The 23,593-nt window shown below is 68.8% G+C and carries 21 protein-coding genes; 6 read left to right on the plus strand and 15 right to left on the minus strand.

The genetic code is table 11. From position 1 onward, the window contains the following. Positions 1–1,146: a DUF3108 domain-containing protein gene (locus AC1DOQ_RS04475; protein ID WP_477360679.1), complete on the minus strand. Its 1,146-nt coding sequence runs from the start codon at positions 1,144–1,146 to the stop codon at positions 1–3. 77 nt (positions 1,147–1,223) lie between these two features. Between AC1DOQ_RS04475 and AC1DOQ_RS04480 the strand changes: the two genes are divergently transcribed. Beyond that, positions 1,224–1,871: a PhaM family polyhydroxyalkanoate granule multifunctional regulatory protein gene (locus AC1DOQ_RS04480; RefSeq protein WP_477360681.1), complete on the plus strand. Its 648-nt coding sequence runs from the start codon at positions 1,224–1,226 to the stop codon at positions 1,869–1,871. Positions 1,872–1,941: 70 nt separating this feature from the next. Here AC1DOQ_RS04480 and AC1DOQ_RS04485 read toward each other — a convergent pair whose 3' ends face one another. The 4 genes from AC1DOQ_RS04485 to AC1DOQ_RS04500 form a co-directional block, all read right to left on the minus strand. Next, on the minus strand, positions 1,942–3,612 hold the full coding sequence (locus tag AC1DOQ_RS04485; RefSeq protein WP_477360683.1) for a tetratricopeptide repeat protein: 1,671 nt from the start codon (positions 3,610–3,612) through the stop codon (positions 1,942–1,944). Beyond that, complete coding sequence (locus AC1DOQ_RS04490) at positions 3,609–4,340, minus strand: sensor histidine kinase (RefSeq protein WP_477360685.1); 732 nt, start codon at positions 4,338–4,340, stop codon at positions 3,609–3,611. The genes AC1DOQ_RS04485 and AC1DOQ_RS04490 overlap by 4 nt, the downstream gene beginning before the upstream one ends. A 72-nt stretch (positions 4,341–4,412) precedes the next feature. Further along, positions 4,413–6,119, minus strand: coding sequence for an FAD-dependent 5-carboxymethylaminomethyl-2-thiouridine(34) oxidoreductase MnmC1 (mnmC1, locus tag AC1DOQ_RS04495; RefSeq protein WP_477360687.1), 1,707 nt, complete (start codon positions 6,117–6,119; stop codon positions 4,413–4,415). Positions 6,120–6,121: 2 nt separating this feature from the next. Beyond that, positions 6,122–6,703 carry a DNA-3-methyladenine glycosylase I gene (locus tag AC1DOQ_RS04500; RefSeq protein ID WP_477360689.1) on the minus strand — a complete coding sequence of 194 codons (582 nt, stop codon included), beginning with the start codon at positions 6,701–6,703 and terminating at the stop codon, positions 6,122–6,124. Between the two features lie 193 nt (positions 6,704–6,896). Here AC1DOQ_RS04500 and AC1DOQ_RS04505 point away from each other — a divergent pair, with 193 nt between their 5' ends. Then, positions 6,897–8,063 carry a hypothetical protein gene (locus AC1DOQ_RS04505; protein ID WP_477360691.1) on the plus strand — a complete coding sequence of 389 codons (1,167 nt, stop codon included), beginning with the start codon at positions 6,897–6,899 and terminating at the stop codon, positions 8,061–8,063. On the opposite strand, the gene AC1DOQ_RS04510 is transcribed toward AC1DOQ_RS04505, so the two are convergent. From AC1DOQ_RS04510 to AC1DOQ_RS04525, 4 genes are read right to left on the minus strand one after another with little or no spacing between them, the layout of a single operon-like run. Further along, positions 8,040–8,375 carry a hypothetical protein gene (locus AC1DOQ_RS04510; RefSeq protein ID WP_477360693.1) on the minus strand — a complete coding sequence of 112 codons (336 nt, stop codon included), beginning with the start codon at positions 8,373–8,375 and terminating at the stop codon, positions 8,040–8,042. The genes AC1DOQ_RS04505 and AC1DOQ_RS04510 overlap by 24 nt on opposite strands. Before the next feature lie 2 nt (positions 8,376–8,377). Then, positions 8,378–10,873, minus strand: a complete 2,496-nt coding sequence (gene ctaD, locus AC1DOQ_RS04515; protein WP_477360695.1) for a cytochrome c oxidase subunit I — start codon at positions 10,871–10,873, stop codon at positions 8,378–8,380. Next, on the minus strand, positions 10,870–11,802 hold the full coding sequence (locus tag AC1DOQ_RS04520; RefSeq protein WP_477360697.1) for a cytochrome c oxidase subunit II: 933 nt from the start codon (positions 11,800–11,802) through the stop codon (positions 10,870–10,872). The genes ctaD and AC1DOQ_RS04520 overlap by 4 nt, the downstream gene beginning before the upstream one ends. A gap of 4 nt (positions 11,803–11,806) precedes the next feature. Further along, a complete protein-coding gene (locus AC1DOQ_RS04525) occupies positions 11,807–12,184 on the minus strand; it encodes a c-type cytochrome (protein WP_477360699.1) in 378 nt (125 codons plus the stop codon). A 119-nt stretch (positions 12,185–12,303) separates the two neighbouring features. On the opposite strand from AC1DOQ_RS04525, the gene AC1DOQ_RS04530 reads away from it, so the two are divergent. Next, a complete protein-coding gene (locus AC1DOQ_RS04530) occupies positions 12,304–13,152 on the plus strand; it encodes a c-type cytochrome (RefSeq protein WP_477360701.1) in 849 nt (282 codons plus the stop codon). Here the strand turns inward: AC1DOQ_RS04530 and pdxR are convergent, their stop codons facing one another. After that, positions 13,153–14,631, minus strand: a complete 1,479-nt coding sequence (gene pdxR, locus AC1DOQ_RS04535) for a MocR-like pyridoxine biosynthesis transcription factor PdxR (protein ID WP_477360703.1) — start codon at positions 14,629–14,631, stop codon at positions 13,153–13,155. It abuts the gene before it with no gap. An 81-nt stretch (positions 14,632–14,712) separates the two neighbouring features. On the opposite strand from pdxR, the gene AC1DOQ_RS04540 reads away from it, so the two are divergent. The 3 genes from AC1DOQ_RS04540 to AC1DOQ_RS04550 all read left to right on the plus strand — a co-directional run bounded on the left by AC1DOQ_RS04540 (position 14,713) and on the right by AC1DOQ_RS04550 (position 16,637). Beyond that, positions 14,713–15,174: an OsmC family protein gene (locus AC1DOQ_RS04540; protein WP_477360705.1), complete on the plus strand. Its 462-nt coding sequence runs from the start codon at positions 14,713–14,715 to the stop codon at positions 15,172–15,174. Beyond that, a complete protein-coding gene (locus AC1DOQ_RS04545; RefSeq protein WP_477360707.1) occupies positions 15,174–15,761 on the plus strand; it encodes an FMN-binding negative transcriptional regulator in 588 nt (195 codons plus the stop codon). The genes AC1DOQ_RS04540 and AC1DOQ_RS04545 overlap by 1 nt, the downstream gene beginning before the upstream one ends. A gap of 72 nt (positions 15,762–15,833) precedes the next feature. Next, positions 15,834–16,637, plus strand: coding sequence for an alpha/beta fold hydrolase (locus AC1DOQ_RS04550; RefSeq protein WP_477360709.1), 804 nt, complete (start codon positions 15,834–15,836; stop codon positions 16,635–16,637). A 238-nt stretch (positions 16,638–16,875) separates the two neighbouring features. On the opposite strand, the gene AC1DOQ_RS04555 is transcribed toward AC1DOQ_RS04550, so the two are convergent. The 5 genes from AC1DOQ_RS04555 to AC1DOQ_RS04575 form a co-directional block, all read right to left on the minus strand. Then, positions 16,876–17,679, minus strand: a complete 804-nt coding sequence (locus AC1DOQ_RS04555) for a DUF4142 domain-containing protein (RefSeq protein WP_477360711.1) — start codon at positions 17,677–17,679, stop codon at positions 16,876–16,878. 117 nt (positions 17,680–17,796) lie between these two features. Beyond that, on the minus strand, positions 17,797–19,470 hold the full coding sequence (locus tag AC1DOQ_RS04560; protein ID WP_477360713.1) for an acid phosphatase: 1,674 nt from the start codon (positions 19,468–19,470) through the stop codon (positions 17,797–17,799). A 297-nt stretch (positions 19,471–19,767) separates the two neighbouring features. Then, entirely contained in the window at positions 19,768–21,315 is a 1,548-nt protein-coding gene (locus AC1DOQ_RS04565; protein ID WP_477360715.1) for a CYTH and CHAD domain-containing protein, read from the minus strand. A 97-nt stretch (positions 21,316–21,412) separates the two neighbouring features. Next, positions 21,413–22,372 (minus strand): hydroxymethylglutaryl-CoA lyase, encoded by a 960-nt coding sequence (locus tag AC1DOQ_RS04570; RefSeq protein WP_477360716.1) that lies wholly within the window; start codon positions 22,370–22,372, stop codon positions 21,413–21,415. After that, positions 22,369–23,592 carry a CaiB/BaiF CoA transferase family protein gene (locus tag AC1DOQ_RS04575; protein WP_477360718.1) on the minus strand — a complete coding sequence of 408 codons (1,224 nt, stop codon included), beginning with the start codon at positions 23,590–23,592 and terminating at the stop codon, positions 22,369–22,371. Before AC1DOQ_RS04575 ends, AC1DOQ_RS04570 begins: the two co-directional genes overlap by 4 nt. Position 23,593 lies beyond the last annotated feature (1 nt).

The following is a 23,593-nucleotide window of genomic DNA, read 5'->3' on the forward strand; positions in this document are numbered from 1 at the left end:
TCAGCTTCCTGAATTCTTCATCACGATCTTGTTCGCGGTCTGGGTCGTCACCGCCCCGCTCGCTTCGAGGTTACGGATCTGTACCGGAACCCAGCCGTAGCCGGGCGCCAGCCACAGGTCCAGGCGCGAGTTGTACGAGCCGGGCTTGGGCGGACGCGTCAGGTGCCAGGTGGCGATCCTGCCCATGCCCGTGTCGATCTGTTCCTGGCCGAGCACCATGAAGCTGAAAACGCTCGCATCGCGGTCTTCGCCGACAAGGATGTCGATATTTCCCGACAATTGCTGCGGATCGCCGCGCGCGATCGCCGTCAACTGCAGCGGCACGCTGGCCTTGTCCTGGGCGCCCCAGACCAGGGGGTAATTCGCTTCCGACGCCGAAAAACTGAGCCTGCCATCCTTGCGGTTGAAATGGGTGGCCGTCATCGACCGCCCGCGCCGCTTTTCCGTCATCAGGGTCGGCATGAAGCCTTCCTCGCCCACCGTACCTTCGCTGGTCACGGTCAGCAGATTCACGTGCGCGAACACCACCGTGATGCCGACCTCGACGCGGATCTTGTACGAGGTCGGCGTAATCGTCCACGCCAGCTGGGCGTCGCCGCTCCATTGCGTGCCGTTGGCATCGGTGCGCGCGACGTCCATCCGGATCTCGGCGGCGGGCGGCAGGTCGACCTTGTAGTGGCGCGCTTCGGGAGCGGGCCTGGGCGGCGCCGGTTCCGCTGCCGGCTGCGCGGCAGCCTGGGAGGATTGTACGTCGGCCACCGCATTCGGGGCGCTCCCCTGCCCAGCCGCAAGTTCTCCGGCGGCGGCGGCGGGCGCCGCTGCCGGCGCGCCATCGCCGGATTCTGCACCGGCCACGGCGCCCTGGCCGGCCTCGTCCACCTCCACCGGCTCGGGCGGCAAGCGCGGCAGCGGCGGCGGTTCGAGGGCGGGCGGGGGAGACGGCGGCAGGGGCCGCGGCTGGGGCGGCGGCGTGACCGGCGTTTCCACCAGTTCCGCCACCACCAGCGGCGCCTCGCGCCGCACGCCGTCCCCACGCGGCCGGCCTACCTGTGCGTTGAACCAGTCCAGCACGGCCAGGTGCAGCAGGACCGTGACCGCACCCAACACGATTTTCCGGCGGCGGTTCGGGGCGAAAGCGAGGCTCATCCGGCTAGTGTAACGTCTATGAGGGGTACAAGTAATCTGATACGCTAAGTGCCGACCTCTAACAGGAGAAGACCACCATGCTGAAACCACCTCCAGCCAATATGCCCGGGATGACGGATACGCTGGACTTCGTCAAGAACCTGTGGGGTTCGATGAACCTTCCGGGCACGAACATGTCGGGCATGAGCGCGCCGCCGCTCTCGACCGAAGACCTCGACAAGCGGATCGCCGACCTGAAGGCCGTCGAATCCTGGCTCAACATGAACCTCACCATGCTGCGCGGGACCATCCAGACCATGGAAGTGCAGCGCGCCACCCTGTCGACGCTCAAGACCATGGGCGCCTCGATGGCCGAGGCGATGCGCCAGTCGGGCGTGAGCGCCGAGAAAATGGCCGGCATGCCCTTCTCTTCCTTCTTCGGCCAGCCGGGGACGGCTGCGGATGCCGGCGGTGGCGGTTCGGCCCAGCCCGGTACGGCGGCGCCGGCGCAGGACCCGGCGGCGGCCATGGGCATGCCGGCTGCGTTGGCGTGGTGGAATATGCTTCAGGAACAGTTCACTCAGGCAGTCGCGACGGCGATGGCGCCGGGCGATGGCGGTGCCAAGGCCGAGCCGCAGGGCGAGGCGCCGGCTGCACCGTCGTCGCAGGCGGAACCCGCACCCGGTGCGGCGCCGAACGGCAATGGCCGTGCGCGTGGCGGCAAGCCGAAGGCCGACAAGGCGTAGGGTGGGCACGCCGTGCCCACGCGGGCGCTAACGTAACGCTGGCTTCACGCGTGGGCTCGGGGAGCCCACCCTACGCCGGCTCTTCCGTGGCTTGCGGCTGCAACTGCGCCAGCTGCTCCATCAGCTGCGCGAAGCGCTGCTGCCCCGGCAGCAGGCGGTCGACGTGGTGCAGCACCTCGTAGGCTTCGGCGGACAGCTTGTCGTCGTAGCCGTGCTGCTGCATGTGCGACAGCATGATCTGGGCCGCATTGAACAGGATGCGCTGGTTGTTCGGCACCGCCTTGCGCGCATTGCGCATCCACTCCACCGCTTCGGCCAGCTTGCCGGTCTTCCACAGCAGCACGCCCTGGTTCATCAGGTCCGCCGCTTCCTTCTTCGAGCTGCGGATCAGGTCCAGGCCCTCTTCGCCCATGCGCGCCTTCTCGAAGATCGCCTGCACTTCGTCCAGCAGCAGCGGGTTGTCGTGGTTATTGCGGATCACGTAGCACAGCAGCTCGGCCGGCGCGTCCTTCACGCCCACCGCGAACAGCAGGGTCGCCAGTTCGAGGCAGGTGGCGGTGTCGGGGCGCTCGGCGCTCAGCTTCAGCATCTCTTCGAGCTCGTCGCCGGCCTTGCGCGCACGCCGGTAGTCGCCGCTCTCGTGGTAGACCAGGCCTTCGGTGATCTTCGTGCGCAGCAGCATGTCCGGATGCTCGTGGCCGAACTCGCGCTGGGCCGCCAGCAGCAGCTGCAGGGCTTCCTTCGGATCGTTCTTCTGGCCGCACACGCGCGCCAGGCCCAGGTAGGCGTCCGGGGTCTTCATGATCGAGTACTCGCCGATCGCGATGCATTTGCGGAAGGCCTTCTCGGCCATCTGTACATTGCCCAGCTTGAGCGCGATATTCCCCAGGTTGCGCTGGCGCGGCACCGAGTTCGGCGACAGCCTGGCGGCGCGTTCCAGGATCGCGCAGGCTTCCTCCGCCTTGCCCATGTTCTGGTAGGACGCGGCCAGCTGGTCGTAGGCGTCGATGTAGTAGCGGTTTTCCGCGATCACGCTCTGGAACATCTGGCGCGCCTGTTCGAACTCGCCGTTCGCCATGCGGATCTTGGCCAGGCCGGCGCGCGCCCACTGGTATTCGCGCTGTTCCAGCACCTGTTCGTAGACTTCGCGCGCCTTGGCCGGCTGGCCGCTCTTTTCCATCAGCCTGGCCTTCATGCGCAGGAGGTCGAGGGCGTGGATCTTGTCGTTCTCGATCTGGGCGTCGCACAGCCTGGCCGCGCGCAAATAATCCTTTTCCGCATAGGCCTGGTCGATCATGCGGAACACCTGCTTCTTGTGCCACACGCGGTTCAGGCGGGTCAGCAGCACGCCCTCGGTGATCGGCTTGATCAGGTAGGCGTCCGGCTGGTGCTCGGCCGCGCCCATCACCGATTCCACGCTCTTCTCGGCCGACACCATCAGCCACACGGTGCTCGGGTTGATCAGGTTGCGCACCCGCGCTTCTTCCAGTACCTGCTGGCCGTTCTTGCCTTCGCCGAGGTTGTAATCGCACAGCACCACGTCATAGCGGATGCGCGACAGCAGCCCCATCGCCTCGCCGCCGCTCGAGGCCTGGTCGATGTTCTTCGCACCCAGGCTGCGCAGGCTCTCGCGCAGCAACTGGCGCACGCCGACGAAATCGTCGACCACCAGGTAGTTCTTGCCGGCCCAGTCGATCTGGTCGGCCGCGGCGGCGGCAACGCCCGGATTCGCGAGATTCATGGCAGTCTCAGGATGAAGCAGCCGCCGCCATAGGCCCCGCCGTTCTCCAGGCGCAGGCTGCCGCAGCGGCCGCGGTGGCGATGCATCTTCGCGACTTCGCTGGAAAAATACAGGCCCAGGCCGGCGCTATTGGTCAGGAAGTTGACCCCGCTGCCCTGCTCGCGGGTCGCGATCGCGCCGGCTTTCAGCAGGGCCGGCGGGTAGCCGGGACCGTTGTCCTCGACGCGCAATTCGAGCCAGCCGTCCAGCTCGCGGATTGCCAGGCGCACGGTGTCGCAGGTGTAGTGGATGGCGTTGTTGATCGCATGCGAGAGCACGCCGACCACCAGGTCTTCGTCGAAGTGCCAGATCAGGGCCGGGTCATAGTCGAGCTCCAGCCGGATGCCGCGCGACTTCAGCAGCACGCGCTCGATCGCCACCACCTGCTCGACCAGCTGGCCGAGCGCGAGCGGCTGCACGTCGAAGGGGTATTCCGGCTTGCCGACCTGCTTGTACAGGGCCAGCAGCTGCATCAGGTTGTCGTTCAGGCGCTTGGTCTGGTACAGCATGTGCGCCATCTGCGGATAGGCCGATTCGGTCTTCGGGGACGCATCGACGAGCAGGCGCTCCAGCGTGCCGGACAGGACGCTGATCGAGTTCTTCATGTCGTGCGCGGTCGATGCAAGGAACAGGAACAGGTCGTGCGAGTCGGGCGCGGGGGTCGGGTGGTCTGCCGTCAGGTCGTCCATCTCAACCTTTCAGATGTGAAATGTTGCTGGACGTTAATTATACCTTTAGTCGGTGTAATTACTTACAGGAAATCAGCTCTCCCCGGCTTGCGGCCCCCGGCTGGTGCGGCGCGCGCGCAACACGAAACGGGCGGGATCGAGGGCGTCGACCAGCGCCGATTCCAGCGGCAGCGGCTCGCCTTCGAGCTGGGCGGCGAGAAGCTCGGCGGCCCAGCCGGCCCAGATCAGGCCGCGCGAGGCATAGCCCAGCAGCGCATACAGGCCGGGGTAGCGCGGCACGTCGCGCAGGCGTTCGGTACTGCCGGCGGCGCCGAAATCCGGCACGCGGCCGACCAGTGGCAGGCGGTCCGGGGCGATGCAGCGAAAACCCACCCGGCCCTGCAGCGGCGCGCCCTGCGCCGCCTGCGGATCGGACAGCAGGCCGCGCAGGCGTTCCAGGTTTTCCTCGTGGCTGGCCAGCGAGAGTTCGGGATTGTCGTCGAGGTCGTAGGTGGCGCCGGCGCTGACGACGCCGTTCGACGGCGGGGTCAGGTAGGCTTCGCGGCACAGCACCACGGGCAGGGCCGGCAGCATGTCCGCCGGCAGGTGGCTGACCTGGCCGCGCATGGTCGTCAGCGGCAGCGGCGCCGCGTGCGGCAGCTGGGTCGCGCCGGCGCCGGTGGCCAGGATCAGGTTGGGTGCGCGCGCCACCACGTTGCCCTGCTCGTCACGCACCAGCCAGTGCTCGTCCTCGCGGGCGATGCGCACGCTGCCGACACCGAAGCGCTGCTCCAGCCGGCCGCCGCAGGCCGCCAGCATGGCTTCGCAGACGCTGCCGGGCCGGGCCCAGCCGCCCTGGCGGAACAGCCAGCCGCCGTCCGGCGCGGGCAAACCCAGCAGGGCCTCGGCCTGCGGCTGCTCGAGCCATTCGGCAAAGCCGGCCGGCAGCGCGCCGCTGGCGGCGATGGCGCGCTGCACCTCGGCGTGGCCGGGGTCGCGCGCCAGCTGCAGCACGCCGCAGGCATCGCCTTCGATGCTGCGGCCGGGACCGATGCCGCCCAGGCGCTCCCAGTGGCGCAGCGCGTACAGGTAGGCGGCGCGGGTCAGGCGGGTCGGAATGTTGTCGTCGCGCGAGACCAGCGGCATGAAGATGCCGGCGCGGTTGCCGGACGCTTCCATGGCGGGCTTCTCGTGGCGCTCGACCAGGGTTACCTCCCAGCCGCGTGCGCACAGGCGCTCGCAGGCGGCGGAGCCGGCGATGCCGGCGCCGAGCACGATGGCGCGCCGCTCAGGCGCCGGCGGCTGCGGCGGCCGCGGCTTGCGGCTGGCACAGCGCGCCTTCTGCCTGCCGGCCAGCCGGTCCGCTTCGCTGCCGGGCTCGAACACGAAGCTTTGGGCTTCCAGCGCGGCCACCTGCTCGGCCGTCAGGCCCTGGCACAGCAAGCGGGCCTGGGGCGCGGCCACCCGCGCCAGCGCGCGCGCAAAGTCGGTGCCGGCGTTCTCCAGGCCATGCAGGCGGAACAGGTCGACCCGCGCCGCCAGTTGGCCGAGGGCCGTATCGATGGGGGCATTCAGCAGGTCCAGCGTCAGGCCGGGCTCGGGCTGGGGAATGCGGTGAAAGCCCGGCAGCAGGCAGTCGGGATCCGATTGCGTGCACAGGGCGATCACGTGCAGGTGCGGCGAGCGGTGCGGATCGGTGCGCCAGACGTCGGCCATCACCCGGAACGAGGCGCCGTCACCATAGTCGCTGTCGAAGACGGTGTAGTGCGCCTGGGTGCACCATGCATCCCGGTAGTCCATGTTCAGCTCCTGCCGCGGGCCCCGCTGCGTTGGCGGCAGATGCAGCCGCGGTCGTGGTCGTCCACCATGCCGATTCCCTGCATGTAGGCGTAGACGATGGTCGAGCCGACGAACTTGAAGCCGCGCTTGCCGAGGTCCTTCGAAATGCGGTCGGACAGCTCGGTGCGCGCGGGACGCGCACCATCCGGCCAGTCGTTGACGATCGCTTGGTGGTCGACGAAGGACCACAGGTAGCGGTCGAGGGTCAGCCCTTGCTCGCGCATGGCGAGGTAGGCCTTCGCATTGTTGATGGCGGCCGCGACCTTCAGGCGGTTGCGCACGATGCCGGGATTGGCCAGCAGCTCGGCCACCTTGGCGTCGTCGTAGCGGGCGATCTTGGCGGCGTCCCAGCCGTCGAAGGCGCTGCGGTAGCTGTCGCGTTTGTTCAGGATCGTCTCCCACGACAGGCCGGCCTGCGCCCCTTCGAGATTCAGCATCTCGAACAGCGTGGTCTCGTCATGGCAGGGCACGCCCCACTCGTGATCGTGATAGGCGATGTAGCGCGGATTGGCCATATTGGCCCAGGTGCAGCGGGTGGTGTTCATATCGGAAGTATAAACCCGGCGGACGCCCGGTGAACGGGAAGCTGCCGGTGCCTGGCTGTATCAAAATGTTTACATTGAAACAGGAATTTCTTAAAAGAATATGGATTTGTTAACAACAAACAGTTACCCTGTAGGATCTCTCCTACTTTAACCTCCGGACATGCACAGCCGTCGAGCCTATTTGCGGCAAACGATGCAGCAAGCGCGCCTGCAGAAGCGGCTGGCCGTGGCGGCCACGCTGGCTGCCGCCGGCTGCGCGCTCGTCCTGCTGCAGCACGAAGCGCATCCGGAGCAGCGCCGCCCGGCAGCGCCCACGCCGGCCGTGCAGGCGCCGTCGCTGTTACGGCTTGCCGCCCAGGCCAGCCCGCCGCCGGCACCGGCTCGGCATGTGTATCCGTATTCGATCGTTCCCGGCGGCGTGACCAGCCGCACCGAGCTGGCCCGCGCCGTCCTCGCCGACAAGACCGTGGCCGCGCATTACGCGGGCTTCGACACCGACAAGGCCGAGCTGCGCACGGTGCCGAAAGCGCGCGCCGTGTACGTGTCCTACCGCAAGGGCGACCATGTGTACTGGACCGCGAAGAAGGTGATGCTGGCCGAGGGCGAGGCCGTGCTGTCGGACGGCCGGAGCGATATCCGCGCGCGCTGCGGCAACCGCATTTCGGACACGCCCCAGCTGCCGGTCGAGGCCAGCGGCCCGTCCGAGCGGGAACTCGACACCCCGGTCGAGCAAACCCAGGCGGCCGAGGACGGCGCGCTGCGCGAGGTCGCCTTCGATCCGGACGAGGACGGCGGTGAAGGCCAGTCCTTCGTGACGCAATCCTTCGCGAACGGGGCCGGCCTGCTGACGGCCGCCCAGGCGCAGGCCAGTGCCGGCCGGGCCGGCCTTGCCAACGGTGGCCCGGGCTATCTCGATTCCCTGGCCGACACCGAACGCAGGAACACCATGCTCGCCATGCTGGCGAATTCGGCCTCCGGCCTCGGCGGCCGGACACCGAACGGCGGCAACGGCGGCGCAGGAAATACATCCGGCGGATCGACCAGCGGCGGCGGCATCGTGACCGGGGGCCTCGGGAGCCACAACACCGGCGATACGGCGCCGACCGGTTCCGATGGCGAAAGCGCGGGCAGCGGCGGATCCGGCAACGGCGGCGGCACGGGAGACGCCGGCGGCGGCAAGCCGGCCGAGCCGACCGTGCGTCCCGATCCGGGTTCCGATCCACTGCCGGGCCGCGACAATCCGCCCAAGGACCATCCCTTGCCCGAGCCGGACAGCCTCTGGCTGAGCGGCGTGGCCGGCGCCGCCCTTCTCGTCCAGCGCCGCCTGCGCCGCCGTTCAGGCGCAACCGCCGACCAGTAACAAGGGCAGGCCCGTCCAGGCAATCGCCACCAGCGCCAGTATGGCCAGCACCGCGCCGGCCCGTTCGGCCAGTCCGGCCTGGCGGTCGCGCAGCGCGCCGCGGCCGCGCCAGGCCAGCAGTGCACACAGCGCCAGCGCCGCCACCGTCACCCCACCCAGCAGCAGGCGGTCCGGCCCGCCGGGACGCAGGCCGGCCGGCGTGCATTGCGCCGCCGCCAGCCCGTAGCTGAAGGCGAAGTGCGCGATCCAGACCAGCAGCGGCAGCGTGACCTGCAGCGCGCGGCGAAAAAAATGTTCGCTGGGCGTCTTCATGCTCACTCCATCACCAGCGGCATCAGCCGCACCACCGCCACCGCGGCAATGCCTTGCAAGGTCGTGTAATGCCAGACCAGGGCGATGTTGTCGAGCGTGGCGCGGCTGCGCGGGCCCAGGTGGCCGCGCCAGGCGCGCAGCGCCAGGTAGGGTGCGAGGACGAGCAGCAGGACGATGTGCAGGCCCTGGTAGCCGGCCAGTGCCGCGATCGCCGCCGCCCAGGCGCTGGAGGCAGGATCCAGGCCGGTGCGCCAGCCCTGCAGGTCGAGTACGAAGGACGCCAGCGCGCAGCCCAGCGCCGCCAGCGCCAGCCACGGCAGGCGGCGCTGGCCGAGGCTGCGCCGGGCCAGCCACACCAGCGCGGACCCCGACAGCAGCAGGCCGCAGGACGCCAGCGCCTGCGTCAGGGGCGGCAGCGACGCGCCCGGCGGCGGGCAGACCATCAGCCGCATCGACACGTGGACGTAGGCGAAGGCGAAGGAAGCGAAGATGCTGGCGTCGACCACCAGCATGATGATGGTGGCCCACCAGGAATGCGAAGCGGTGCCGGTCGCCCCCACCGGCAGGGGCTGCGATGCTTCCGCCTGCACCGTCTCGTGCGCCGGTTCGCGGTCCGATCCCCACATCCATCCGAGCACGCCGCCGACGGCCAGCAGGCCGCCGGCCCAGGCCAGCGGATACAGCTTCACGGTCAGCAGCAGGAAGAAGGCGGCGGTACCGAAGGCGGCCAGCATCGGCAGCCAGCTGTCGCCGGGCAGCACCAGCAGGTAGCGCGGCGTGGCCGCGACCGGGCTGGTGGCGATGGTCTCGCGCGCGCCGGTGGCGCTATGCGGCAGGTAGTGGCGGCCCTCCTCCACCTCGCGCGCCAGTTCCGGCTCGTCCCACAGCGGATCGTGGGAACTCACCCGCGCGATGCTGCGGTTGCCGTAGTCTTCGGAGCCGAGCCACTCCAGGGTCGGCGCATTCCAGGGATTGCCGACCGGGCGCGCCTCGCGCCGCAGAGTGCGGAAGGCGTCGGCGGCGAACAGCGCAACCCCTAGCGCGAACAGGAAGGCGCCGACGGTCGACGCCATGTTCAAGCCGTTCCAGCCCAGCTCCGGCCCATAGGTATAGACCCGGCGCGGCATCCCCAGCAGGCCGCTGATGTGCATCGGGAAGAAGGCCAGGTTGAAGCCGCCGAACATCAGCCAGAACACCCAGCGCGCAAGCGCCTCCGACAGGCGGTTCCCGTTCACCAGCGGCAGCCAGTAATACAGGGCGGCGAACACGGGGAACACCATCCCGCCGATCAGCACGTAGTGGAAGTGGGCGACGATGAAATAAGTGTCGTGCACCTGCCAGTCGAAGGGGATCACGGCGACCATCACCCCGGTCAGCCCGCCCAGCACGAAGATGAACATGAAGCCGAGCAGGAACAGGGTCGGCGCGCCGCGTTGTACCTTCCCCTTCCACAGGGTGGCGATCCAGGCGAACACCTGGATCGCGGTCGGCACCGCCACCGCCATGCTGGCCGCCGAAACGAAGCTCATCTCCAGCACGCCCAGGCCGGCGGTGAACATGTGGTGGGCCCACAGGCCGAAGCTGAGCACGCCCACGCCCAGCAGGGCCGCGACGATGGCGCGCCGCCCGACCAGGGGCGTGCCGGCGATGGTCGGGATCATGGTCGAGACCATGCCGGCGGCGGGCAGGAAGATGATGTAGACCTCGGGATGGCCGAAGAACCAGAACAGGTGCTGCCACAGCAGCGGGTCGCCGCCGCGCTCGGCGATGAAGAAGGGCCAGTCGAAGGCGCGCTCGAGTTCCAGCAGCGCGGTGCCGGCGATCACGGCCGGGAAGGCGAACACGATCATCAGGGCCACCACCAGCATCGCCCACGCATACACCGGCATGCGGCCCAGGCTCATGCCGGGCGCGCGCGTAAACAGGATGCCGACGATCAGTTCGATGGCGCCGGCGATCGCCGAGATCTCGATGAAGCCGATCCCCAGCAGCCAGAAGTCGGCGTTCAGGCCGGGCGAGTATCTGGTGCCGGTGAGCGGCGGATACATGAACCAGCCGCCATCCGGCGCCAGGCCGGCGAACAGGGTGCAGAAGAAGGCCAGGCCGCCGAAGGCATAGGCCCAGTAGGCGTAGGCGGAGAGGCGCGGGAACGGCAGGTCGCGCGCGCCCAGCATGTTGGGCAGCAGGTAGACGGCGATCGCCTCCACCACCGGAATCGCGAACAGGAACATCATCACCGTGCCGTGCATGGTGAAGACCTGGTTATAGGTTTCCGCACCGAGCAGGGTGTTCTGCGGCACCGCCAGCTGGGCCCGGATCAGCAGGCCCAGCACCCCGGCCAGCACGAAGAACAGCAGGGCCGTGCCGATGTAGAGCAGGCCGATATTGGTGTTGTTCACCGACGAGAAGAAGCGCCAGCCGCGCCGGGTGCGCCAGACTTCCTCCAGTTTTTCGAGTTCGCCGTCGGGGCGCGGCGCGGTATTCGGGGTCGTCCTCATTGAAGATGCTCGAGATAGGCCGCCAGCGCGCGCAGCGATTCGCCGTCGAGGCCGGAAGCGGCGGGCATGAAGACGCCCGGTTTCAGGGCTTGCGGATCGGCGATCCAGCCGGCCAGTGCGCCGCGGTGGTTGCGCAGCAGGCCGGCGCCGATCTGCAGGCGGCTGCCGACGTGGGTCAGGTCCGGGCCCAGGCGCGAACTCTCGGCCACGCCGCGGATCGTATGGCAGGCCTGGCAGCGCTGCTCCAGGAAGACGGCGCGTCCGCGCGCCGGCAGTTCGGCGGCGGGCACGGACGCCGGCCTGGCCTGGTGCGCCAGCCAGGCGTCGAATTCGGCCGGCGCCAGCGCCACCACGTGCAGCGCCATGTTGGCGTGCTGGGTGCCGCAGTACTCGGCGCACTGGCCGCGGTAGATGCCGGGTTTGTCGGCGCGCAGGGCCAGGCCCGTCACCCGGCCCGGGATCATGTCGCGCTTGCCCGCCAGCGCCGGGACCCACAGGCTGTGGATCACGTCGGCCGCGTTCAGGCCCAGGTAGACGGTGCGCCCGACCGGGATGCGGATCTCGTTGGCGGTGGCGATCTCGCGCCCGCTGGCCGGGTCGCGGTAATGGACTTCCCACCACCACATCTTGCCGGTCACGGAGATCGTCATCGCCTTGCCGGAACCCTGGGGCACCAGCTGGGCGCTGCGCCAGGTGCTCCAGCCCAGCAGCGCCGTCAGCAGCAGCACCGGCAGGGCGACGCCGCCGCCGGCGATCCACAGCACGGGGCGCAGCGGCCGGTCATGGCGGCGCAGGCTGAGCGCCAGCAGGACCAGCACGGCGATGAAGATCAGGGCGCCGGCGCCGAACAGCACCCAGGCGAACTGCTTGACGACTTCGGCGTCGGCGCCGGCCGGGTGCAGTACCGATTGCAGGGGTTCGCTGTTCAAGAAACTACCTCAGCGTGTACAGGAAGGCGGCCATGTGGCGCGCCTCCTGTTCCGTCAGGCCCATGGCCGGCATCGCCGTGCCGGGCTTCATTGCCGGCGGGTCGATCAGCCAGGCGGCCAGCCGGTCCGGCTGGTTCGGGATGCCGCCGGCGATATAGCTCAGCTTTCCGAAGCCCTGCAGCGGCGGCCCGGCATCGCCGCCGGCGCCGCGCACCTCGGGAATCGCATGGCAGGCGCCGCACTGGTACTGGGTCACCAGTGCCTTGCCGGTCTTGGCGTCGCCGCCCGCTACCTGCCGCGTGGCCGCCTTCCCTCCGCATGCGGCCAGCAGCGCAAGGCACAGGGCGGCGCAGGCAGGAAAGCGGCAGGGTCGGAAAGGCATCGGCATCGTTGGGCAGGCGCTCGCACGCTTGGATTCACTCATCGGGCCGCCAGGGCGGATGACTTTTATAATACCGGAAGTGATGTAATTTTTTTAACACGATACGATTCGCCAAATCCTTGCCTTCCGATCGCACCCGCCTGGTGGCCAAGACCGCCCTCTTCACGCTGCTCCTCGCGGCGGTGCTGGGTGCGGGCGCCGGCTTCGTCGTGTTCCGCGCCGGCTGGTACGACATCGGCGCCAGCACCCAGCACCTGCAGCCCGTCTACAGCCTGCTGGAACAGGGCATGCACCATTCGGTGCGCCACCATGCGAAGACGGTCCTCACGCCCAGCCTGGGCGCGCCGGCCCAGGTGCTGCGCGGCGCGGGCCTGTACCGCGACCACTGCGTCCAGTGCCATGGCGGTCCCGGCACGGCGCCTGCGCCGCACGGCATGAGCATGCAGCCGGTGCCGGGGCCGCTGGTCGATGCCAGCGGGCGCTGGAAACCGCATGAGCTGTACTGGATCACGCGCCACGGCATCAAGATGAGCGGCATGCCGGCCTGGGAAGCGCGCCTGGACGAGGCCGACACCTGGGCCATCGTCGCCTTCCTCGTGCGTCTGCCGGGGCTCGATGCCCGAGCCTACCGGGAGCTGACGGCCGCCGCACCAGGCGCCGCCGACACGGTGCAGCCGCTACCCGCCAGCGCCGGCGACCCCGCGCGCGGCAAGCGCATCCTGGCGCAATACGCCTGCCAGTCCTGCCACCGCGTCCCGGGCGTGACCGGTTCCGAGGTCGACGTCGGCCGTTCGCTGGACGGGCTGTCCCGGCGCCGCCTGATCGCCGGCGCCCTCCCCAACAGCCAGGACAACCTGGTGCGCTGGATCCGCGACCCGCAGGCCGTCGATCCGCGCACGGCGATGCCGAACATGGGCGTCAGCGAGCGCGACGCGCTGGACATCAGCGCCTGGCTGCTGAGCCAGTGATCAGGTGACGAGCGCCTGCTCCAGCCGCCTCACCCCGGCGCGGATCTGGGCCGGCGTGAAGGCCGAAAAGCCCAGCAGCATTCCCGGCGGCACCGCGCAGTCCGGGCCGGCGGCCGGGTTCACGTAGTAGGACAAGGAGCGCAGGTCGACCCCGGCGGCGGATGCGCGGGCGACGGCTTCCTGCTCGCCGAGACCATTCATGATCCCCACGCACAGATCCAGGCCGGCATCCGACGGGCCGCAGGCCAGTATCCCCCGCATGCGGCTGTCCAGGGCTTCCAGCATGGCGATGCGCCGCTCGCCGTAGGCATCGCGGGTGCGCCGGATGTGGCGCGCGAAGTGCCCTTCCTGGATGAAGTCGGCCAGCACCGCCTGCGGCACGATCGGGCTGTGGCGGTCGACCACGGCCTTGGCGCGCGCCAGCGGCGCCGCCAGCGCCGGCGGCGCCACCACATAGCCCAGGCGCAGTCCCGGGAACAGCACCTTCGACAGGGTGCCGACGTAGATCACGCAGTTCGCGCGGTCGAGGCCCTGCAGCGAAGCCAGCGGCGGGCCGGTATAGCGGTACTCGCTGTCGTAGTCGTCCTCGACGATCCAGGCGCGCTTCGCCTCGGCCCAGCGCAGCAGCTCCAGGCGCCGCGCCAGGCTCATGGTGGCGCCCAGCGGCAGCTGGTGCGAGGGCGTGGCGAAGGCCATGCGCGCATCCGGGTAGCGGGCCGCGGCGTAGGCGACGTCCATGCCTTCGGCGTCGACCGGCACCGGGCAGATCCTGGCGCCGGCCACCGCGAACGGCGCCAGCGCGCCCTGGTAGCCGGGCGACTCCAGCCAGACGCCCTCGCCCGGCGCCAGCAAGAGCTGGGCCAGCAGATACAAGGCCTGCTGCGAACCGTTGGTGATGACGATCTGCTCCGGCATGCAGCGCACTCCACGCGAGGCCTGCAGGTAGGCGCACAGCAGTTCGCGCAGCGGCGGATGGCCGGCCGCGCCGCCATAGCCCAGCGGGACTTCGCGGCGGCGCCAGTGGCGCGCCTCGAGCTTGCGCCAGACCTCGAAGGGGAACAGGTCCAGGCCAGGCATGCTCATGCGGAAGGTGCGCAGGGGCCCGTCGTGGTGGCGCACGCGCGCCATCGCCGAGGCCATCGCTTCGCCGCGCGCGGACAGCGGCCGCACCAGCGGCGGCGCGGCGTCCCGCGGCGCGCTCCGGCGTGCCGCCGCCGGCAACGAGGCGCTCACGAAGGTGCCCTTCCCCACCGCCCCTTCCAGGTAGCCCTCGGCCATCAGCTGCTCATAGGCGGCCAGCACGGTCTGGCGCGAGACTCCCAGCAAGCGGCCCAGTTCGCGGGTGGCGGGCAGCCGCACCGTGGGCTGCACCGCACCGGACAGGATCGCTTCCTTCATCTGCAGGTACAGCTGGCGGAACAGCGGCGTGGCCGCATCGCGCTCGAGCGGAATGGCGGCGAGGATGTCGTGGACGTGCATGGGTGTCTCATGGAATTGGTACGCCCATCTTCGTCCTTATTGGTTATTTCGGCAAGCCACTTGCCGTCCTAAGATGGAGGCATGAAAACATTCGACGCCAGCCTGTCCTGGGAACGCGGCGCCCAGGCCTTCACCGACCAGCGCTACAGCCGCGCGCATACCTGGACCTTCGACGGCGGCCTGTCGGTGCCTGCCTCGTCCTCGCCCTTGTCGGTGCCGCTGCCGATGTCCGATGCGGCCGCGGTCGATCCGGAAGAGGCGCTGGTGGCCGCCGCCAGCAGCTGCCACATGCTGTTCTTCCTGTCGCTGGCGGCGGCGCGCGGCCTGGTGGTCGACAGCTACCGCGACGATGCCACCGGCTTCCTCGGCAGCGACGAGCTGGGCCGGCTGGCAATGACCCGCATCGTGCTGCGCCCGCGCATCGCCTTCGCCGGCGGGCCGCCGGACGCCGCCGTGCTGGCCGCCCTGCACCACGACGCGCACGCCCGCTGCTACATCGCCAGCTCGCTGCGCGGCGAAGTCGTGGTCGAGGGAGAAGGCTGATGTACGCACCATCCCACTTCCGCGAAGAGCGCATCGAGGTCCTGCACGGCCTGGTCGAAGCGCATCCGCTGGGTGCCCTGGTGCACCTCGGCGAGGACGGCCTGGCCGCCGACCACCTCCCCTTCGAGCTGGTGCCGGCATCGGGCGAAGCGCCCTGCGGCATCCTGCGCGCCCACGTGGCGCGCGCCAACCCGCTGTGGCGCCGGGACGGCGCGCCGGTGCTGGCAATCTTCCAGGGACCGTCCGGCTACGTCTCGCCCGAACTCTACGATGCAAAGGCCATCGACGGACGCGTGGTCCCGACCTGGAACTACGCGGTCGTGCATGCGCACGGCCGGCTGCGCACCATCGACGACACCGAATGGCTGCTGGCCCACATGCGCCGCATGACCCTGCGCCAGGAGCACCGGCAAGGCCGCGGCTGGGCGGTCGACGATGCGCCGCGCGACTATATCGACAAGCTGGTGCGGGCGACGGTCGGCATCGAGATCGTCATCGACCGCCTGCAGGGCAAGTGGAAGGCGAGCCAGAACCGCGGCGAAGAGGAGCGCATGCGCATCGCCCTTGCGACCGGCATGGCGCCCTGAGATCCCAATCTTCGCTGGACATTGCGGCGGATTGCTGCGCACAATGGGGATGCACCTGGGAGGGAAGGGTTCATGTCCATACAAAGCCGCAATCATGTCCATGTCTCCGGCAAAGGCGCCGCCACCATGGTCTTCATCCACGGTTTCGGCTGCGACCAGACCATGTGGCGCCTGCTGGCCCCAAGCTACCAGGACCGCTTCCGCGTGGTCACCTACGATCTGACCGGCTGCGGCCAGTCCGAGCTTTCGGCCTACGACCGCAGCAAGTACGGCAGCCTGCACGGCCACGCCGCGGACCTGCTGGAGATCGTCGACAGCGTCACGAATGGTCCGGTGGTGATCGTCGGGCATTCGGTCGGCGCCACCATCGGCATGCTGGCCACGATCGCCGCACCGCAGCGTTTTGCCACCCAGGTCATGATCGGGCCCTCGCCCTGTTTCATCGACGACGGCGACTACGTGGGCGGCTTCAGCCGCTCCGACATCGACGAGCTGCTCGATGCCATGGACGCCAACTACCTCGGCTGGTCGCGCAGCGTGGCGCCGATGATCATGGGCGCACCCAACCAGCCGCTGCTGCGCGACGAACTCACCGAGCGCTTCTGCCACAACGATCCCGACATCGCCCGCCACTTCGGCCGCGTCACCTTCCTCGCGGACCATCGCGCCGACGTCCCGCGCTCGACGGTGCCGGCCCTGATCCTGCAATGCAGCGACGACCTGATCGCGCCGCGCGTGGTCGGCGACTGGCTGCATCGCCACCTGCCGGCCAGCACCCTGCGCGTGATCCATAACGTCGGCCATTGCCCGCACATGAGCGCGCCCACCGAGAGTTCGCGCGCGATCGACGCCTTCCTTGCGCAGGCCCTGCGCTGACGGCGTGGATGCGATCATCCCGCAGCCTGTAAACGTCATCCCGGCGCCGTAAAAACGTCATTCCCGCGCCGTAAAAACGTCGTCCCCGCGAAGGCGGGGATCCAAGTTTGTACGCGTTTCGGTAACGCAAGCAGTACTTGGATCCCCGCCTGCGCGGGGACGACGTTCACAAGCTATGGGGCAACATTCACAAGCTATGGAACGACGTTCACAAGCTATGGGACGACGTTTGTGAAGATTACTTCCCAGCAGTCGTACCCGTCTTGGCCGTATTCATCTGCTCAGCCGACTTCAAATGCTGCGCCACCACCGGCTCGGTCTTCTCGACCAGGGCTTTCACGTCCGCATCCTTGGCCTTCTTGGCGTCGGCCATCAGCTTGGCGTGGACGGTCTTGTGGTCCTGCACGCCGGCCTGCTTCATGTAGGCCTTGTCGAAGTCGGCGCCGCTCATCTTTTCCAGCTTGGCGGCCATGGCCTTGTGCTTGGCGTCCGGTTCGGTCGGCAGGGTCACGCCGCGGGCGTCGGCAAGGGTTTTCACTTCGTTCAGGTTGGCGGTGTGATCGTCGATCATCTGCTGGCCGAAGGCTTTCACTTCGCTGCTCTGGCCCTTGCTCTGGGCCAGCTTGCCGCCCGCGACCTCGGCCATGTCGGCCATCGCGATGTCCTTGAGGATCTTCTCGTCGCCTTTGCTCAACTTGGCGCCCGAGGCCGTCGCGCCGGCGGCGCCGCTGGCACCCGACGCGCTCATGCCGGTGCTGCTGGAACCCGAGGAATGCATGCCGGACGACTTCGAGGTCGCGCTGCTCGAGCTGCCCATGCTCTTGGTCGACTGCTTGGCGCGGTTTTCCATGCCGGTGCTGTTACTGTTGTCCATCGTCCCTTCCTTGGTCGTCTTGCCGGCCTGGTTGGGGTTGGTGGAGCTGGTGCCGGTCTGGGACGGGCTGGAGCCGACCGAGGTCTGGGCATGGACGCCGACTGCGCCGAACATGGCTGCCACTGCCGACACGGCCAGCAGTCCCTTCAAGGTTTTATTCTTCTGCATGTCGTTCTCCTGATCGCTTATGGTGAAGTTAGACCCGTGTTCAAATGACAACGGTGTCACCAAGTGTATCGCCGCGCTTCACCGCACAGCGCGCGTTAGCCCACAGGAAATTTGCGCTCAGCGGAAGCTCAGCGCCGCCGTCAGGTCGCCCGGCGGACGCGCGCCGCGCGACTCGAAGGCGGCATTGCGCGCGGCCAGGCCTTCCAGCAGCGGCAGGCCGTGCAGGCGGGAGATGAAGCGCAGGACCGAGGTCGTGTCGTAGAAGTTGTGGTCGACCGCGCCCTTCTTCGCGAACGGCGAGACGACGATGGCCGGAATGCGCGAACCGGGGCCCCAGCGGTCGCCGGTCGGCGGCGCCACGTGGTCCCACCATCCGCCGTTCTCGTCGAAAGTGATGACCACCACCATATTGTTCCACTGCGGCGATTTCTTCAGGTGCTCGATCACGTTGGCGACGTGGGCGTCGCCGGATTCGATGTCCGAGTAGCCGGCATGCAGGTTCAGGTTGCCCTGCGGCTTGTAGAAGGCCACGGCGGGCAGGCGGCCGGCCACCGCGTCGGCGATGAACTTGTTCGAGATCGGGCTGTCGCCCAGGCCGCCGTCACGCAGGTGTTGTTCGCGCGCGGCCGTACCCGGCGCAAACTGCTTGAAGTAATTGAAGGGCTGGTGATGGTGCTGGAAGTTCGGGCGCGAACCTTCGCCGCGGCCGTCCAGCGCCGCCTGCCAGGCACCGCCATACCAGGCCCAGCTGATGGAGCGCCGGGACAGCAGGTCGCCGATCGTGTCGTAGCTTTGCGGCGGCAGCACCGAGGGATCCATCGGGTCGGCCGCGTTCGCATCGCCGCCCGGCGCCGGACGCACCCAGCTCGGCTGGTAAGGCGGCGCCATGGTGTTGACCGCGTAGCCGTCCGGCGTGATGGCGCCATGGTTGACGAACTTCGGTTTGCCGTCCAGCGCCGACTTCGGCGAATCCGGCGCCAGCGCCAGGCGCATGCCCTGCGGGCCGTCTTCGAGCACCGCGATCTTCTTCTTCGCCGGGGTGTCGGCGGCGTTGAAGAATTCCGGCGTGCGGCCGCTGATCAGGAACTGGTGGTTCAGGTAGGAACCGCCGAAAGCCGCCATGAAGAAGTTGTCGCACAAGGTGAACTCGCGCGCGATCTGGTACAGGCCCAGGTTCTTCGAGGTTTCGCCGTAATGGCCCATCACCATCGCGCCACTGTCGCCCCAGGCGACGAAGCCGTCGTTCTTGCCGCCGTTGATCTGCATCTGGTTGTGATAGAACTGGTGGGTCAGGTCGCGCGTAACCAGCCCTTCAGGCAGCGGCTTGCCCTGCCCGTCGCTCAAGGCGAACGGCGCGTTCGGCAGGTGCTGGATATCGTCTTCCTTGATGATGTAGTCCTTGCCGCCCAGGTTCTGGCGCGCCGGCACCATGCCACCCCAGATCTTCGGCAGTTCCGGCAGCACCGAGCCGTCGCGGTCCTTCTGCGCGGTGGCGGACGCGGGCAGGCTGGCGAGGGGCTGGGCCAGGCCGGGGAAATCGGCGAACAGGTTGTTGAAGCTGCGGTTCTCGAGATAGATCACGACCACGTTCTTGACGTGTTCCTTCAGCTTGGCGTCGAGCGAGCCCTTGACCGGCTTGTGGGCCTTCGTCGCCTTCGTGGCCGCTTCGCTGGCGGCCGGCAGGGTGGTCGACAGGCCGACCGCGGCGGCGGCCTGGAAGATCTTGCGGCGCGAAGGATTGGCGGGCTGGCCGGCTTCCGGCTGCTCGTGGTCGTGATGCTTTTCTTGCACTGTTATCTCCTGGACGGGCATCGGGTCGGCCCGCGAAAACACCGATTATGGGCGTTTTTTGCCAGGTGGAAAAGATCTCAGCGGTAATACCAACTATTGAACCTTGTCGAAGGCAAGGCCCGCTTTGCATGGCGTCAATTCGTCGCACAGGAAGACCGGGAGGCCGATTGCGTCAAATGCCTGTCACATTCCAGCGCCAGAATACGCATCGCTCCCTGGGAAAAGAGCATGGCGGCCCAGCCGCCCTACCGGCGCCGGCGGTCGGGAAATATACCGGCACCAATTCAGCGACTTGCCTCAGAAACCAGCCCGCGCGCGCAGCTTGCGGCGCACATGCTTGCCGGCGCGCGGCAGGTTTTCCGCGGCGCGCTCGGCCAGCACGCCTTCGATGAAGCCTAGCAGCGCGATCTCCTGCGGCACCCGTTCGCGCAACTGGGCGACCAGCGCACGCGCGACCACGCCATCGTTCAGCAGCCCCAGCTCATCCTGCATGTCGGACAGCAGATCGTGGCGGCGCACTTCCTTCCTGCTATGGCTGAGGGCTTCGAAGAACTCGCGCGCATAGCGCTCCTTCTTGGCGGCGATGCGCACCTTGTGCAGGGTTTCCGGGTGCTTCAGGTCGATCACGCGGGCACGCTTGCGCACGCGGGCGGCGGCATGCTGCACCAGGCGCGGCGCGGCCTTGCCCACCTTCTGCTCCAGCGCATCGGCCGGCGCCTCCCCGGGACGCGACTCCGCCTGGCGCCCGCCTTGCTTCCATCCCCGGCCGGCAATCCATGCGCCCAGTCCCAGCATCAGGCCCGTATAGCGCGGGCTGCCGACCGCCGCGCGCACGCGGGCGCGATGCCGCTCCGCCTCTTCGCGCGCCGCCACCGCGACCCGCGCCAGCGCCGGCTTGTGTTCTTCCGGCAGCGGCAGGCCGGGCAGCAGCGATTCGATGAAGACGTCCCAGTTGCGGGCGTCGCCCAGCTCGCCCGCCAGCCATTCGACATCGGCGGCCAGCGGCGCCGGCAGCTGCACCATGTCCTTCACCATCGCCATCGCCGCGCGCAGGCGGCGCAGGCCGACGCGCATCTGGTGCAGGCTCTCGACCTCGCCCGCCAGCACGCCCTGCTCGTTGGCCTGCATCTGCGCCAGGCAGTTCTGCAGGATGCCGCCCAGGGCCTCGCCCATGCTGGCCTTGCGCTTGAGCGCCACCGCACTCGCCTTCACGGCGTGGGGCGTGACGCCGCCGGCCAGCGCATAGCCGCGCTCGGCCTTGCTGACGTTCTCGATCCGCACCGCCACCGCCTCGTGCACCTGGCGCGCCAGGTCGTACAGGCGTGCGGGGTCGCCATCCTTCATTTCGAGTTCCAGTTCGCGCACCGGCACCGTGCGGTCGCCGCGCTGCAGCTCGCCGGTATCGAGGGCGCACTCGACCTGCGCGCCATCGTCCAGCTCCAGCATCCAGGCGGCGCGCTTGACCTTGTTGGTGAATACCGGCTCGAGCGCCGGCTCATGCCGGCCGAGCTGCCTGGCCAGGGCCGGCACGGCCTCGCGCAGCTGGCGCGCGAACAGCTCGCGGTCCGGTTCGGCCGACGGCACCTCGGCTTCCAGCTCGACGCGCCGGTGCAGGCCGGCGACCACCGTGCCGCCGCCCTTCAGGGTCTGCACGTGGCGCGCGCCGTCGCTGCGCACCCGCAGTGCGAAACCGTGCTGCCACAGGGTGAGGTCGGCGGTGTCGAAGTAGCGGTCGACGTGTTCGCGCTCTTCCGGCTTGTTGCCGCCCCGGGGGTGCAGCAGCGAGATCTTCCTGATCTGGCTGACGCTGGCGTTATCGAGGGCCAGCTTGATTTCGCATTCCATCGTTTGTCCTCCTGACATCGATACTGTAGCGCTTTCGGTGCGTGACGGGCACACCGGTCGCCCCGCCACGATAACGGGTCCGCATGGCAGGAGGATGTCAGGCCGAGATTCCGACAGGCACTGGATGCAGGTCCAGGCGCCGGCCGGCCTTGACGATCTGGCTCGGCACGGCGTGGCCGAGCAGGTCTTCCAGCGCATGGGCGGCCACCAGGAGCCGGCCCAGGTCGACGCCGGTGTCGTAGCCCATCAGTTCCAGCGCATGCACGATCTCCTCGGTGCAGACGTTGCCGGTGGCGCCGGGCGCATAGGGGCAACCGCCGATGCCGCCCAGCGACGCGTCGAAGCGCTCGGCGCCGGCGTCGATCCCGGCCAGCACGTTCGCCAGGCCCATGCCGCGCGTGTTATGGAAGTGCAGGGTCAGCTCGAGAGCGGGCCAGCGTTCCCGCACTTTTGCGGCCAGTTCGCGCACCTGGGTCGGATAGGCCATGCCGGTGGTATCGCACAGGGTGATGCCCTGCACCTGCAACTCGTCGACGAAGCGCGCGCACCAGTCCAGCACCGCCTCCTGCGCCACCTCCCCTTCCATCGGGCAGCCGAAGCTGCAGGACAGCGAGATGTTGACGCGTACGCCGTGCGCCAGCGCCAGCGCCGCCACGTCCCGCAAGCCGGCGAAGGACTGGGCGCGCGTCATGCGCAGGTTGCTCAGGTTGTGGCTTTCGCTGGCCGACATCACCAGGTTCATCTCGTCGACGCGGGCGGCGATGGCGCGCTCGGCGCCGCGCAGGTTGGGGACCAGCGCGCTGTAGACGACGCCGGACTGGCGTGCGATGCCCTCGAACACCTCGACGGCATCGGCCAGTACGGGCACCGCTTTCGGCGACACGAAGGAACTGGCTTCCAGTTTGGCCAAGCCGGCCTTCGAGAGCATATCGGCCAGCGCGATCTTCTCCAGCGTCGGCACGAAGCGGGTTTCGGCCTGCAGGCCGTCGCGCAGGCCGACTTCCTGGATGTGGATGCGGCGGCCCTTGCCGCTCCACGCATTCGTCTTCACGTTCATGCCACCACCTTGCGTTCGCGCAGCGCCACGATCTGCTCTTCGCTGAGGCCGATCTCGCGCAATACCGCATCGGTGTCCTCGCCCAGGCGCGGCGCGGCCGAACGCACCGTGCCCGGCGTGCCCAACAGCTTGGGCACGATGCCCGGCACCTCGACCTGGTAGCCCTCGCGCGTCTGCTGGGTCAGGATCATGTCGCGCGCACGGTAATGCGGGTCTTCGGCGATGTCCTGCGCGGTATAGACCTTGCCGGCCGGGACCCTGGCCCCGTTCAGGACCTCGAGCACCTCGGCCACGCCGCGGGTCGCGGTCCAGACACCGATGGCGGCGTCGATCTCGGCCACCCGGGCGACGCGGCCGGCATTGTTCGCCAGGTCCGGCGCTTCCGCCAGGTCGGGGCGGCCGATCGCCGCCATCAGGCGCTTGAAGATACTGTCGCCGTTGCCGGCCACGAGGACGTAACCGTCGTTGCAGCGGTAGGCGTTGGACGGGGCGATGCCCGGCAAGGCGCTGCCCGCCGCCTCGCGCACCGCGCCGAAGGCGCTGTATTCGGGGATCAGGCTTTCCATCATGTTGAACACGGCTTCGTGCAGGGCCACGTCGATCACCTGGCCGCGTCCGCCGTTGACCTTGCGGTGATACAGCGCGGTCAGCACGCCGATGGTGCCGTGCAGGGCGGCCAGGGTGTCGCCGATCGAGATCCCGCAGCGCACCGGCACGCGGCCCGGTTCGCCGGTCAGGTGGCGCAGGCCGCCCATCGCCTCGCCGATCGCGCCGAAGCCCGGCAGGTCGCGGTAGGGACCGGTCTGACCATAGCCGGAAATGCGCAGCATGACCAGGCCCGGATTCAGTTCGGACAGCACATCCCAGCCCATGCCCCAGCTTTCCAGGGTGCCGGGCCGGAAGTTCTCGACCAGCACGTCGGCTTCCGCGATCAGCTTGCGCGCGATCTGCTGCCCCTCTTCGCTGCGCAGGTCGAGCGCGAGCGAGCGCTTGTTGCGCGACTGGACCTGCCACCACACCGAGGTCCCGTCCTTCATCATGCGCCAGTTGCGCAGCGGGTCGCCGGCGCCCGGCGCCTCGATCTTGATCACGTCGGCGCCGAATTCGCCCAGCGTCTTGCCGGCGAAGGGCCCGGCGATCAGTTGTCCCATCTCGATCACGCGCACGCCCTTCAGCGCCTGGTCGGAAAAATTCGCGTGGATCATGTTCGATGCCGTCATG

Source organism: Massilia sp. 01N417 (assembly GCF_056399645.1).

What these genes read in the sequence shown, in the direction of transcription:
- AC1DOQ_RS04475 (WP_477360679.1), bottom strand. Translation starts at nt 1,146, where the DNA reads ATGAGCCTCGCTTTCGCCCCGAACCGCCGCCGGAAAATCGTGTTGGGT.
- AC1DOQ_RS04480 (WP_477360681.1), top strand. Translation starts at nt 1,224, where the DNA reads ATGCTGAAACCACCTCCAGCCAATATGCCCGGGATGACGGATACGCTG.
- AC1DOQ_RS04485 (WP_477360683.1), bottom strand. Translation starts at nt 3,612, where the DNA reads ATGAATCTCGCGAATCCGGGCGTTGCCGCCGCCGCGGCCGACCAGATC.
- AC1DOQ_RS04490 (WP_477360685.1), bottom strand. Translation starts at nt 4,340, where the DNA reads ATGGACGACCTGACGGCAGACCACCCGACCCCCGCGCCCGACTCGCAC.
- mnmC1 (WP_477360687.1), bottom strand. Translation starts at nt 6,119, where the DNA reads ATGGACTACCGGGATGCATGGTGCACCCAGGCGCACTACACCGTCTTC.
- AC1DOQ_RS04500 (WP_477360689.1), bottom strand. Translation starts at nt 6,703, where the DNA reads ATGAACACCACCCGCTGCACCTGGGCCAATATGGCCAATCCGCGCTAC.
- AC1DOQ_RS04505 (WP_477360691.1), top strand. Translation starts at nt 6,897, where the DNA reads ATGCAGCAAGCGCGCCTGCAGAAGCGGCTGGCCGTGGCGGCCACGCTG.
- AC1DOQ_RS04510 (WP_477360693.1), bottom strand. Translation starts at nt 8,375, where the DNA reads ATGAAGACGCCCAGCGAACATTTTTTTCGCCGCGCGCTGCAGGTCACG.
- ctaD (WP_477360695.1), bottom strand. Translation starts at nt 10,873, where the DNA reads ATGAGGACGACCCCGAATACCGCGCCGCGCCCCGACGGCGAACTCGAA.
- AC1DOQ_RS04525 (WP_477360699.1), bottom strand. Translation starts at nt 12,184, where the DNA reads ATGCCTTTCCGACCCTGCCGCTTTCCTGCCTGCGCCGCCCTGTGCCTT.
- pdxR (WP_477360703.1), bottom strand. Translation starts at nt 14,631, where the DNA reads ATGCACGTCCACGACATCCTCGCCGCCATTCCGCTCGAGCGCGATGCG.
- AC1DOQ_RS04540 (WP_477360705.1), top strand. Translation starts at nt 14,713, where the DNA reads ATGAAAACATTCGACGCCAGCCTGTCCTGGGAACGCGGCGCCCAGGCC.
- AC1DOQ_RS04545 (WP_477360707.1), top strand. Translation starts at nt 15,174, where the DNA reads ATGTACGCACCATCCCACTTCCGCGAAGAGCGCATCGAGGTCCTGCAC.
- AC1DOQ_RS04550 (WP_477360709.1), top strand. Translation starts at nt 15,834, where the DNA reads ATGTCCATACAAAGCCGCAATCATGTCCATGTCTCCGGCAAAGGCGCC.
- AC1DOQ_RS04555 (WP_477360711.1), bottom strand. Translation starts at nt 17,679, where the DNA reads ATGCAGAAGAATAAAACCTTGAAGGGACTGCTGGCCGTGTCGGCAGTG.
- AC1DOQ_RS04565 (WP_477360715.1), bottom strand. Translation starts at nt 21,315, where the DNA reads ATGGAATGCGAAATCAAGCTGGCCCTCGATAACGCCAGCGTCAGCCAG.
- AC1DOQ_RS04570 (WP_477360716.1), bottom strand. Translation starts at nt 22,372, where the DNA reads ATGAACGTGAAGACGAATGCGTGGAGCGGCAAGGGCCGCCGCATCCAC.
- AC1DOQ_RS04575 (WP_477360718.1), bottom strand. Translation starts at nt 23,592, where the DNA reads ATGACGGCATCGAACATGATCCACGCGAATTTTTCCGACCAGGCGCTG.